This is a genomic window from Pseudomonas sp. R2-37-08W, assembly GCF_003851705.1.
Classification (GTDB): domain Bacteria; phylum Pseudomonadota; class Gammaproteobacteria; order Pseudomonadales; family Pseudomonadaceae; genus Aquipseudomonas.
Map to the genome: position 1 here is coordinate 2,576,573 of NZ_CP027728.1, position 14,093 is coordinate 2,590,665.

The 14,093-nt window shown below is 65.8% G+C and carries 1 protein-coding gene; it reads left to right on the forward strand.

Going from position 1 to position 14,093, the window contains the following annotated elements; translation table 11 throughout:
• Positions 1–55 precede the first annotated feature (55 nt).
• Positions 56–14,092, forward strand: a complete 14,037-nt coding sequence (locus C4J93_RS12035; protein ID WP_124429420.1) for a non-ribosomal peptide synthase/polyketide synthase — start codon at positions 56–58, stop codon at positions 14,090–14,092.
• Position 14,093: the final 1 nt, after the last annotated feature.

A 14,093-nucleotide genomic window follows, 5' to 3' on the forward strand; every position in this document is an offset into this window, starting at 1 on the left:
TTTATAGGGACGACGTGCCTTTGTGCTTCCTGCCTATTGCTCCGGACTCCAACAAATGAATGCTGAAGACTCCTTGAAACTTGCTCGCCGGTTTATCGGGTTGCCCCTGGAAAAACGCCAAGTGTTCCTGCAGGCCTTGCAGAAAGAAGGCGTGGATTTTTCCCGGTTTCCGATTCCGGCAGGGGTTGAGGCCGAGGATCGCCAGGCGCTGTCCTACGCGCAGCAACGCATGTGGTTTCTCTGGCAGTTGGATCCGGCCAGCGGCGCCTACAACCTGCCCGGCGCCGTACGCTTGAAAGGTGCGCTCAGCCTCGACGCCCTGGAACAAGCGTTCGCCAGCCTGGTGGCGCGTCACGAAACCTTGCGCACGGTGTTTCAGCGTCAAGCGGATGAGCGTCTGGTGCAGGTTTCAATCGAGCCGTCGTTGGCCATCGAGCACCTGGACTTGAGCACCCTGGCGCCCGTTGACCGTGAGCAGGCGGTCAACGCGGCGGCGACGCGTCAGTCGCTACTGCCATTCGACCTCGAGCATGGCCCGCTGCTGCGCGTGCAGCTGCTCAGGCTCAACGCACACGAGCACGTGCTGCTGCTGACCTTGCACCACATCGTCTCCGACGGTTGGTCGATGAATGTGTTGATCGACGAGTTCATCCGTTGCTACGACGCCCACGAGCGCAACGAGGCGCCACAATTGCCGGCGCTGGCGATCCAGTACAGTGACTACGCGCTGTGGCAGCGCCGCTGGTTGGAGGCCGGCGAGCAGGCGCGCCAGTTGGCGTATTGGCAGGCGCGCCTGGGCGATGAGCATCCGGTTCTGGAGCTGCCGACCGACCGTCCACGGCCGGCCATGCCCAGTTACCAGGGCACCCGCCATACCTTCGAGATCGACCCGGCGCTGGCCACGCAACTGCGCCTGTGCGCACAAAAGCACAACGTTACCTTGTTCATGTTGCTGCTCGGCGCCTTCAACGTGCTGTTGCATCGTTATACGGGGCAGGGCGACATTCGTGTCGGCGTGCCCATCGCTAACCGCAACCGCACTGAAGTCGAGGGGTTGATTGGCTTCTTCGTCAACACCCAGGTTCTGCGCACCGAGCTGACCGGCCAAACCCGCATTACCGAATTGCTACAAGGCATCAAGGAGCACGCCCTGGGCGCCCAGGCCCATCAGGAATTGCCGTTCGAACGCTTGGTCGATGCCTTGAACGTCGAGCGTAGCCTCAGCCATACGCCGCTGTTCCAGGTGATGTACAACCATCAACCGGTGGTGGCGGATATCGCCTCTGTCAGCACCGCCTCCGGCCTGGAACTGGCCCTGGTGGAATGGCAGGGCCGTACCACCCAGTTCGACCTTACCCTCGACACCTATGAAAAATCCGGCACCTTGCATGCCGCGCTGACCTACGCCAACGACCTGTTCGACGCGCCTTCCATCCAGCGCATGGCGCGCCATTGGACCCGCCTGTTGCAGGCGATGGTGGCGGACGCTGAACAGCGCATCGGTGAGCTGCCGATGCTGGACGCCGACGAGCTACAACTGCTGGTCAAGACCTGGAACCACACGGCCACGCCGTACCCGACCGAACACGCGATCCATCACTTGATTGAAGACCAGGCGCAACGCACACCTGATGCGCCAGCGCTGGTGTTCGGTGAGCTGACCCTGACCTACGCCCAACTGGACGCGCGCGCCAACCGGTTGGCCCATGCATTGCGCGAGCAAGGCGTCGGCCCGGACGTGCTGGTGGGCATCTGTGTCGAGCGTTCCATTGAAATGGTCGTGGGCCTGCTGGCGATCCTCAAGGCGGGCGGCGCCTATGTCCCGCTGGACCCGGAATACCCCGAGGAGCGCCTGGCGTACATGATCGACGACAGCGGCATCAGGCTGCTGCTCAGCCAGCAAAGCCTGCTGGCACGGCTGCCGACCGCAGGCCTCCAAGTGATTGCCCTGGATCTGCCGGCGAACTGGCTCGACAGCTACAGCACCGCAGCCCCGGACGTCAGCCTGCATGGGCTGAACCTGGCCTACGTTATCTACACCTCCGGTTCCACCGGTAAACCCAAGGGCGCCGGTAACAGCCACCGCGCACTGGTCAACCGCCTGTGCTGGATGCAGCAGGCCTACGCACTCGATGGCGGTGACGCGGTGCTGCAGAAAACCCCGTTCAGCTTCGACGTTTCCGTGTGGGAGTTTTTCTGGCCGCTGATGACGGGCGCGCGCCTGGTGGTTGCCGCGCCGGGCGAACACCGTGAACCGGCCCGCCTGATCGAGACCATCGGCCGGCACGCCATCACCACCGTGCACTTCGTGCCGTCAATGTTGCAGGCGTTTATCCATGAGCCCGGCGTGGAGGCCTGCGCCAGCCTCAAGCGCATTGTCTGCAGTGGCGAAGCCTTGCCGTTGGACGCGCAACGCCAAGTGTTCGCCAAACTGGCGAATGCGGCCTTGTACAACCTTTATGGCCCGACCGAAGCGGCAATCGACGTCACCCACTGGACCTGCATCGACGAAGGCGCCGACAGCGTGCCCATCGGCCGGCCGATCGCCAACCTCGGCACCTACGTGCTGGATGCCCAGCTCAATCCGGTTGCGGCTGGTGTCTCAGGCGAGCTGTACCTCGGCGGCACCGGCCTGGCGCGCAGTTACCATCGCCGCCCGGCGCTGACGGCCGAGCGCTTTGTGCCAAGCCCGTTCGTGGCCGGCGAGCGCCTGTATCGTACCGGTGACCGTGTGCGCCAGCGCGGCGATGGGGTGATCGAATACCTTGGCCGCCTCGACCATCAGGTCAAGCTGCGCGGCTTGCGCATCGAACTGGGTGAGATCGAAACGCGCCTGATGCAGCACCCAACGGTGCGCGAAGCGGTGGTAGTGGTACACGGCGGCAAGCAGTTGGTGGCTTACCTGGTGCTTGAACGCGACGCACCGACCGACCTCAAGGCCTGGCTGCTTGGCAGCCTGCCGGAATACATGGTGCCAAGCCACTTCATCACGCTTGCCAAGCTGCCGGTGACCGCCAACGGCAAGCTCGACCGCAAGGCGCTGCCACTGCCGGACGCCACGGCGCAGCAGGCCTTTGCTGCCCCGGAAAACACCGTGCAACAAGCCCTGGCCGCGATCTGGAGCGACGTGCTGGGCATTCAGGCTGTCGGCCTGGACGACAACTTTTTCGAGCTGGGCGGCGATTCGATCATCTCCATTCAGGTGGTCAGCCGGGCCCGCCAGGCCGGTATCCGCCTCAGTCCGCGCGACCTGTTCCAGTACCAGAGTGTGCGCAGCCTGGCGCTGGTGGCGGGCGTCGACGAACTGAGCGAAGTCGATCAGGGGCCGGTCAGCGGTGAGGTCATCCTCACGCCGGTGCAGCAGGGCTTTTTCGCCCAGGCCATCCCGGCGCGTCACCATTGGAACCAGTCGTTGCTGCTGACCCCGCGTGAACCACTGCAGCCCGCTCGGCTCGACGCGGCCGTGATGCAAGTGGTTCAGCATCACGATGCTCTGCGCCTGCGCTTCGTGGCGCAGGCTCAAGGGTGGCAACAGCACCACGCCACTGCGGTCGACGCAGCGTTGCTGTGGCAGGCCCAGGCCGACACCGACGCCGAATTGGCCGCGCTGTGTGACAAGGCCCAACGCAGCCTTGACCTGGAGCACGGCCCGTTGCTGCGCGCCGCCCTGGTCGAGATGGCCGACGGCACCCAGCGGTTGCTGCTGGTGGTGCACCACCTGGTGGTGGATGGCGTGTCCTGGCGCATCCTGCTGGAAGACCTGCAACAGGCGTATCGCGAGCAGCGGTTGCCGGCAAAGACCAGCGCCTATCAGCACTGGGCGCACCGGCTGCAGGAGCAGGCGCACGTTCTCGAGCACCAACTGCCGTATTGGCAGGCGCAAACCGCCGAGGCCGAGTTGCCCTGTGATCACCCCGAAGGCGGTCTGCAGCATCGCCTGGGCGCCAAGCTGGAAACGCGCCTCGACGCCGAGCACACGCGCCAGTTGCTGCAAGAGGCGCCGGCGGCCTATCGCACCCAGGTCAATGACCTGTTGCTCACCGCCCTGGCGCGCGTGGTCAGCCGTTGGAGCGCTCAGTCCGCCGCATTGATCCAGCTGGAAGGGCATGGCCGCGAAGACCTGTTCGACGGCATCGACCTGACGCGCACCGTCGGCTGGTTCACCAGCCTGTTTCCGCTGCGCCTGCAAGCGGACGGCGAGTTGGCCGGCGCGATCAAGGCGGTCAAGGAACAACTGCGTGCAGTCCCCGACAAGGGCCTGGGCTATGGCCTGCTGCGCTACCTCGGCGCGCCCGGAGCCCGCGAATCCCTGGCCGGCCTGGCCGTGCCACGCATTACCTTCAACTATCTGGGGCAGTTTGATCGCCAGTTCGATGACTCGGCACTGTTTGTACCGGCCGCCGAGGGCAGCGGCCAGGCCCAGGCCCCCGAGGCACCGCTGGCCAACTGGCTGACGGTGGAAGGGCAGGTGTATGGCGGTGAATTGGCGCTGCAGTGGGGCTTCAGTCGCGAGATGTTCGAGACTGCGACCATCCAGCGCCTGGCGGATGAATTCGCCTGTGAGCTCAAGGCCGTGATCGCCCATTGCTGTGCCACACCGGCCGGGCAGGTCACGCCATCGGATTTCCCGCTGGCACAGGTCACTCAGGCGCAGCTGGATGGATTGCCGGTGGCCGGGCCGGCCATCGCCGACCTGTACCCGCTGTCGCCGATGCAGCAGGGCATGCTGTTCCACACCCTGCTGGCGCCGGAGGTCCAGGCCTATATCAACCAGTTGCGCGTCGACATCGACGGCCTCGATCTGCTGGCGTTCGGGCGCGCCTGGCAGGCCGCGCTGGACCGTCACGACATCCTGCGCAGCAGCTTCCATTGGCTGGGCCTGGACAGCGCCCATCAAGTGATCCGGCGCCAGGTCGACCTGCAACTGCAGGTGATTGAAGACCCGAGTGCCGATCTGGATGCGCTGGCCCACGCCGAGCGTGAACGCGGTTTCGCACTCGATACCGCGCCGCTGTTTCGCCTGATGCTGGTGCGCGGCGCGGGGCCGACCTGGCACCTGATTTTCACCAGCCACCACATTCTCATGGATGGTTGGAGCAACGCCCAGTTGCTCGGCGAAGTGCTCGCCCATTACGCCGGCCAGGACGTGCCCGCACCACTCGGGCCATTTCGCGATTACCTGGGCTGGCTGCAACGGCAAGGCAACGGCGAAGCGTTCTGGAAAGCCCAGCTGGCGCCGTTGCAGGCGCCAACCCTGCTGGCCCAAGCGCTGCGTACGCCGGTTGCCGGGGCAGGCACTGCCGACCATCAGGTCGTGCTGGGCCGTGACTTCACCCACACCCTCAGTGAGTTCGCCCGCCAACACAAAGTCACTCTCAACACCGTGCTGCAAGGAGCCTGGAGCCTGCTGCTGCAACGCTACACCGGCCAGGCGTGCGTGGCGTTCGGCGCCACCGTGGCTGGGCGTTCCGCGCCGTTGACCGGGATCGAACAGCAGTTGGGCCTGTTCATCAACACCTTGCCGATCATCAGCGCCGCCTCGCCGGCACAATCGGCCATCAGTTGGCTCGGCGAGTTGCAAGCGCTGAACCTCAGCCTGCGCGATCACGAGCATGTGCCGCTCTATGACATCCAAGGCTGGGCTGGCCAACCAGGCGCCGCGCTGTTCGACACCTTGCTGGTGTTCGAAAACTTCCCTGTGGCCGAAGCCCTGAAGCAGGGGGCGCCGGCCGGGCTGAGCTTCGGGCCGTTGCATAACCATGAGCGCACGCATTACCCGCTGACCCTCGGCATCGAACTGGGTGCCAGCCTGCGCCTGGAATTCAGTTACGACCGGGCGCTCTTCAGCCAAGCCCAGGTCATCCGCCTGAGCGACAACCTGCAGTATCTGCTCGCGCAATTCCTCGCAGACGCGCAAAGTCCCCTGGGCAACCTGCGTCTGCTCGACGCCAGCGCCCAGCGCGACGTGCTTGCCCTCAGCCAATTGCCTGCAGCCGCCCAGCCTCATCAGCGCGCCCATGAACGCATCGCTGCCCAGGCCCAGGCCACGCCGGACGCACTGGCGGTGCAGGCTGGCAGCGAACGCCTCAACTATGCCCAACTCAACGCCCGCGCCAACCGCCTGGCCCATCGCCTGCTGGAATGCGGTGTCGGCCCCGGTCAGCGCGTGGGCCTGGCGTCCCGTCGTGGCCCGCAACTGATCGTCAGCCTGCTGGCGGTGCTCAAGAGCGGTGCGGCCTATGTGCCGCTGGACCCGAAATACCCTGCCGAGCGCCTGGCCTACATGCTGGCGGACAGCCGCCTCGACCTGCTGCTCAGCGAAACCGGTCTGCTGGCCGATTTGCCATTGCCGGCAGGGCTGAGCCGCCTCGACTTCAGCGCCGGCGGTGATGAATTGGCCGGCTACCCTGCGACCAATCCGCCCAACCACGCGACGGCGGCGGACCTGGCCTATGTGATCTACACCTCCGGCTCCACCGGCCAGCCCAAAGGCGTGGCCATCGACCATGCCGCCCTCGACCAGTTCTGCGACAGCGCCGTGGTGTACAGCCAACTGAGCGCCCAGGACCGCGTGCTGCAATTCGCCACTTTCAGTTTCGACGGCTTTGTCGAGCAGTGCTACCCGCCGCTGTGCGTGGGCGCGGCGCTGATCATGCGCGGCGATGAACTGTGGGACGCCGGGCAACTGGCGCGAGAAATCGTTGAACAGGGCGTGACCCTGGCCGACTTGCCCGCCGCCTACTGGTACTTGCTGGCGAAGGAATGCGCCGTGCACCGCCGCCCGCTGGGCAAGCTGCGCCAGGTGCATGTGGGCGGTGAGGCCATGTCCGTGGAAGGCCTGCGCGCCTGGCATGCCGCCGGGTTGGGCGATGTGCGGCTGGTCAACACGTACGGGCCGACCGAGGCGACGGTGGTGTCCAGCGTGCACGATTGCCGGTTGGCTGATGCCAGCGACGCGTTCGGCGTGCCGATTGGGCGCGCGATTGCAGGGCGCTCGCTCTACGTGCTCGACAGCGCTTTCGAACTGCAGGCGGCCGATGGCGTGGGCGAGTTGTGCATTGGTGCCGAGGCCGGCCTGGCCCAAGGCTATTTTGACCGCCCGGCGCTGACCGCCGAGCGCTTCCTGCCTGACCCGTTTGCCCCCGTCCCCGGTGCGAGGCTCTACCGCAGCGGCGACCTGGCCCGTTACAACGAGGCGGGTGCGCTGGAGTACGTCGGGCGTATCGACCATCAGGTGAAGATTCGCGGCTTGCGCATCGAAATGGGCGAAATCGAAGCCAGCCTGCAAGCCTTGCCGCAGGTGCGTGAAGCGGCGGTACATGCGCTGCCGAGCGCCACGGGCACGCAATTGGTCGCCTACGTGGTAGCCGCCGAGGGCCATGTGCTGGAGACACAGGCACTGGCGGGCCGTTTGCGCCAGTCGCTGCCGGACTACATGGTGCCTGGGCAGTGGGTGGTGCTCGAGGCCTTGCCCTTGAACACCAACGGCAAGCTCGACCGCCGCGCACTGCCGGCGCCGGACCTGAACCTGCACGCCCCGGCCTACGTGGCGCCCCACAGCCCGCTGCAAATCCAGCTCGCGGCGATCTGGCAAGCGGTGTTGCAGGTTGAGCGCGTCGGCCTGGACGATCACTTCTTTGAACGCGGCGGTCATTCGCTGCTGGCCACCCAGGTGATCTCTCGGGTGCGGCATGCGCTCAAGCTGGAAGTGCCATTGCGCGCGCTGTTCGAACAGCCGACCCTGCGCGCATTTGCCGACGCTTGCGCGGCGCTGCAGGTGAGCACGGCGCAGCCGTTGCTGGCGCTGGAGCGCAGTCGGCCGCTGGCGTTGTCCTTCGCCCAGGAACGCCAATGGTTCCTCTGGCAACTGGACCCGGCCAGCGCGGCCTATCACGTGCCTGCCGCCCTGCACCTGCGTGGCCAACTCAACCGCGCCGCACTGGAGCAGGCGTTCCAGGCCCTGGTACAGCGCCATGAGCCGCTGCGCACCACCTTTGTGGAGCAAGGCGAGCACACCTTGCAAGTCATCCATCCGCACGTGGCGGTGACCATCGAGCAGCAGCGCGTCGATGTGGCGGCGATCGAACAGGCGGTGGCCGAGGAAATCCAGCGCCCGTTCGATCTACGCAGCAGCCCGCTGATGCGGGTTAAATTGCTCGACGTCGCGCCAGAGCATCATGTGCTGGTGATCACCCAGCACCACATCATCTCCGACGGTTGGTCGATGCAAGTGATGGTCGATGAGCTGGTGGCGCTCTACCAGGGCGACAACGCCTTGCCGGCGTTGCCGATCCAGTACGCCGACTATGCCCAGTGGCAACGTGACTGGATGGCGGCCGGGGAAAAACAGCGCCAGCTCGATTACTGGTGCGCGCGCCTGGGCAGTGAACATCCGGTGCTGGCGCTGCCCCTGGACCACCCGCGTCCGGCGGTGCAAAGCCATCGGGGCGCGCGCCGGCAGATCCATCTGAACCGCGCGCTGGTGGCCGAGCTCAAGGCGTTGGCCCAGCGTCAGGACGTGACCTTGTTCACGCTCCTGCTGGCCTCGTTCCAGACCTTGCTGCATCGCTACAGCGGCCAATCCGAGATCCGCGTCGGCGTACCGATCGCCAACCGTACGCGCCTGGAAACCGAGCGACTGGTCGGTTTCTTCGTCAACACCCAGGTACTGCAGGCGCAGTTGCATGGGCAAATGCCTTTCGAACAGTTATTGGCCCAGGTCAAGCGGCGCGCCCTGGAGGCCCAGGCGCATCAGGATCTGCCGTTCGAACAACTGGTGGAAGCCTTGCAGCCTGAGCGCAGTCTCAGCCACAACCCGCTGTTCCAGGTGATGTTCAACCATCAGGACAGCCTGCGCGCCGGCCCTGTGCACTTGCCGGGCCTGGCGTTGCAGGCGCTGGACTGGGCCGGTCACACCACCCAGTTCGATTTGAGCCTGGAAACCGAAGAATCCGCCGATGGCCTCTGGGCGTCGCTGACGTACGCCACCGACCTGTTCGAAGCGGCAACCCTGGAACGCCTGGCCGGGCATTGGCACAACCTGTTGCACGCAGTGGTGCGCGATGCGTCCCAGGCGCTCGATGACCTGGCAATGCTCAGCGCACCGCAATGGCAGCAAATGGTTGAAGGCTGGAACCACACCTCATTCGACTATCCACGCGAGCAGTGCGTGCACCAGTTGTTCGAGGCCCAAGCCCTTGCCCAGCCGGAGGCCGTCGCACTGCGCTTCAATGGCGACCGCCTGAGCTACGCCGAACTCAACCGTCGGGCCAATCGCCTGGCGCATCGCTTGATTGCGGCAGGCGTGGGCCCTGACGTGCTGGTGGCGGTGCATGTGGAGCGCTCCCTGGACATGGCGGTCAGCCTGTTGGCCACCCTCAAGGCCGGCGCTGCCTACGTGCCGCTCGACCCGCAGTTCCCGGCCGAGCGCCTGGCCTTCATGCTCGACGACTGCGGCGCCCGGGTGCTGCTGACCCAGGCGCGGTTGCACGGCCAGCTGGCGCAGCCCGAGGGCCTGCAGGTGCTGCTGGTCGAGGATGAACCGGGTGCAGAACACAACCCCGAGGTTGCGCTCACGCCGGAACACCTGGCCTATGTGATCTACACCTCCGGCTCCACCGGCAAGCCCAAAGGCGTGATGGTGCGGCACCAGGCGCTGTGCAGTTTCACCTGTGCCATGGCCGACAGCTTGTCCATCGGCGCTGATGCCCGCCTGTTGTCGTTGACCACGTTCTCGTTCGACATCTTCGCCCTGGAGCTCTACGTGCCGCTGAGTGTCGGCGCGACGGTGCTGCTGAGCGAGCAGGCCATGGCGCTGGACCCGGAAGCCATTCTCGACCTGGCCCACAGCCAGGCGGCCACGGTGCTGCAGGCCACGCCGTCGACCTGGCGCATGCTGCTCGACGGCCCGCGCGCGCAGCTGTTGCGCGGCGTCCAGTGCCTGTGCGGCGGCGAGGCGTTGCCGGCTGACCTGGCCCAGCGCCTGCTCGCTCTGCAAGGCCCGGTGTGGAACCTCTATGGGCCGACGGAAACCACCATCTGGTCGGCGGCCCATCGGCTGCACGAAGCGCAGCCTTTGGTCGGGCGGCCTATCGCCAACACCTCGCTGTTCATCCTCAATGCCGGGCTCACGCCATGCCCGCAAGGCGCGGCCGGTGAGCTGCTGATCGGCGGGGTCGGCCTGGCGCGTGGTTATCACGCACAGCCTGCGCTCACCGCCGAGCGTTTTGTGCCGGACCCGTTCGGGGCGCCCGGCGCACGCCTGTACCGCACCGGCGACCTGGCGCGTTACCGCGCAGACGGCGTGGTCGAGTACCTCGGCCGGGTCGATCACCAGGTCAAGGTGCGCGGTTTCCGTATCGAGCTGGGTGAGATCGAAGCCTGCCTGCGTGACTGCCCAGGCGTGCGTGAAGCCGTGGTGCTGGCCGACAACGACCGCTTGATCGCCTACCTGGTGAGCTCCGCACCGGAGGAGCAACAGGCCTACAAAGCCGCGTTGCGCGAGCGCCTGCCGGACTACATGGTGCCGGCGCACCTGCTGTTCCTAGACCGTCTGCCCCTGACCCCCAACGGCAAGCTCGACCGCAAGGCCTTGCCCAAGGTGGATGCCAGCCAACTGAGTCAAGGCCATCTAGCCCCCGTCACCCCGCGCGAACAACAGGTCGCGGCGATCTGGGCCGAGGTGCTGGACGTGCCGCAGGTCGGTCTCGACGATCACTTTTTCGAACTGGGCGGGCATTCCTTGCTGGCCACGCGGGTGGTGTCGCGGGTGCGCCAGGCCTTGGCCCTGGAAGTCGCGCTCAAGACCCTGTTCGAACAACCCCTGCTGGGTGACTTTGTGCGCGCACTGGGCGAGGAGGGCGTCACCGCGCCGGCGCTGCAAAGGGCCGACCGCACGCAACCCTTGCCGCTGTCTTACGCCCAGGAGCGCCAATGGTTCCTGTGGCAACTGGACCCGCACAGCACGGCCTACCACATCCCCAGTGCCTTGCGCTTGCATGGCCCGCTGGACCAGGTCGCGCTGCAACGCAGCTTCGACACCTTGCTGGCGCGCCATGAAAGCCTGCGCACCCATCTGCGCCAGGAGGCCACGGGCGCGGTGCAAGTCATCGAAGCGCTGGGCCTGATCGATATCGACCGGGGCGCCTGTGCCTACGCGGACCTCAAGGGCGCTGTGGCGGCCGAGGTCGCACGCCCCTTCGATTTACTGCGCGGGCCGCTGTTGCGGGTCAAGTTGCTGCGCCTGGCTGAGGACGACCATGTGCTGGTGCTGGTGCAGCACCACATCGTCTCCGATGGCTGGTCGATGCAACTGATGGTCGAGGAACTGGTGCAGCTGTACGCCGCGTTCAGCCAGGGGCAAACGCCGCACCTGCCGGCATTGCCGATCCAGTACGCCGACTATGCCGTGTGGCAACGCCAGTGGATGGAGGCCGGTGAGCAGGCGCGTCAACTGGCTTACTGGCGCGAGCAGTTGGGCGGCGAGCAACCGGTGCTGGAGCTGCCGTTCGACTACCCGCGCCCGGCGCTGCCAAGCCATCGCGGCGCACGCCTGGGCATCGAGTTGGCGCCAGGGCTGCTAGGCGGCCTGCGCACCTTGGCGCATAACGTTGGTGTCACGCTGCCGATGGTGCTGCTGGCGTCCTATCAGGCGCTGTTGCACCGCTACAGCGGCCAGGAAGACGTGCGCGTCGGCGTCCCGGTTGCCAACCGTAACCGCCTGGAAACCGAGGGTTTGATCGGGTTCTTCGTCAACACCCAAGTGCTCAAGGCCGATCTGTACGGGCAGATGAGCGTCGAGCAGTTGCTGCGCCAGGTGCGCCAGCGCTCCCTGGACGCCCAGGCCCATCAGGACCTGCCGTTCGAACAACTGGTGCAGGCGTTGCAACCGGAGCGCAGCCTCAGCCTGAGCCCCTTGTTCCAAGTACTGTTCAACCACCGCGTGACGTCCGCCGCAAGCCAGTTGCAACAGCTGACCGACTTGCACATTGAAGTGCTGAGTTGGGACGAAGGCGTGGCCCAGTTCGACCTGGCGCTGGACGTCGAAGAAAGCCCGACGGCGCTGCATGCCTCCCTGAGCTATGCCACCGACCTGTTTGCGCCCGCCACCATCGCGCGCATGGCGGCGCATTGGCAGAACCTGCTAAAGGCGATGGTCGCTGATCCACATCAATCCATTGGCCAGTTGCACCTGCTGGACGCCGCCGAGCAGCAACACATCCTGCAACTGTGGGACCGTACCGAATCCGGCTACTCGGCCCAGCGCCTGGTGCATGAGCTGGTCGCTGACCGTGCGCGGCAGACCCCGGATGCAGTGGCGGTGAAGTTCGATGCGCAGACCCTGAGTTACGCTGAGCTCGACGCCCAGGCCAACCGTCTGGCCCATGGGCTGATCGCCCGTGGCGTCGGCCCGGAAGTGCGCGTGGCCATCGCCATGCCGCGCAGCGCCGAGATTATGGTGGCCTTCCTCGCGGTGCTCAAAGCCGGTGGTGTGTACGTACCGCTGGATATCGAATACCCGCGTGACCGTCTGCTGTACATGATGCAGGACAGCCGGGCGCAACTGCTGCTCAGCCATACCCAGGCATTGGCGCAGCTGCCGATTCCGGCAGGGCTGGAGACCTTGGCGATTGACGCTACCGAGCAATGGGCGCACCTCAGCGACACCGCGCCGAACGTGGTTCTGCATGGCGACAACCTCGCCTACGTGATCTACACCTCCGGTTCCACCGGCATGCCCAAGGGCGTGGCGGTGTCCCACGGGCCGTTGGTGGCGCACATCATCGCCACTGGCGAGCGCTATGAAACCAGCCCGGCCGACTGTGAACTGCACTTCATGTCGTTCGCTTTCGACGGTGCTCATGAAGGCTGGATGCACCCGCTGATCAACGGCGCCAGCGTGCTGATCCGTGACGACAGCCTGTGGTTGCCGGAATACACCTACGCACAGATGCACCGCCACAATGTGACCATGGCGGTGTTCCCACCGGTGTACCTGCAACAACTGGCTGAACATGCCGAACGCGACGGCAACCCACCGGCGGTGCGCGTGTACTGCTTTGGCGGTGATGCGGTGGCGCAGGCCAGCTATGACCTGGCCTGGCGTGCGCTGAAACCGACTTACCTGTTCAACGGCTACGGCCCCACTGAAACCGTGGTCACGCCGCTGCTATGGAAGGCGCGCAAAGGCGACCCGTGCGGCGCCGTGTACGCGCCCATCGGCACCTTGCTCGGCAACCGCAGCGGCTACGTGCTCGACGCCCAACTCAACCTGCAACCCATCGGCGTGGCCGGCGAGCTGTACCTGGGCGGCGAGGGCGTGGCGCGGGGTTACCTGGAACGTCCGGGGTTGACCGCCGAACGTTTCGTGCCGGACCCGTTCGGCCAGCCCGGCAGCCGCGTGTACCGCAGCGGCGACCTGACCCGTGGGCGTGCGGATGGTGTGGTGGACTACCTCGGCCGCGTCGATCATCAAGTGAAAATCCGTGGTTTCCGTATCGAACTGGGCGAAATCGAAGCGCGTTTGCGTGAACAGGACAGCGTCGGCGAAACCGTGGTGGTGGCCCAGGAAGGCCCGACCGGCAAGCAGTTGGTGGCCTACGTGGTGCCGGCCGATGCGACCCTGGCCGACCAGGCCGAATTCCGCGACACCCTGCGCCGCGCCCTGAAAAGCGGCCTGCCGGACTACATGGTGCCGGCGCACTTCGTGTTCCTCGCGCAGATGCCGTTGACCCCCAACGGCAAGCTCGACCGCAAGGGCCTGCCGTTACCGGACGTCAGCCAGATGCAGCAACGCTACGTGGCGCCGCAAACCGAACTGGAGCAGCAGATCGCCGCCATCTGGGCCGACGTGCTGCACCTTGCGCAAGTGGGCCTGAACGACAACTTCTTCGAAGTCGGCGGGCATTCCTTGCTGGCCATCCAGATCACCTCGCGGGTCCAGGCCGAACTGGGCCTGGACGTACCGTTGATGGAACTGTTCCAGACCGAATCGCTGCGCGCCTACGTGCAGGCCGCAGCCACCTTCCGCGCCGGCAGCGAGGAAGACTTTGATGATCTTCGTGACTTTTTGAGCGAACTAGAGGCGATTTGAA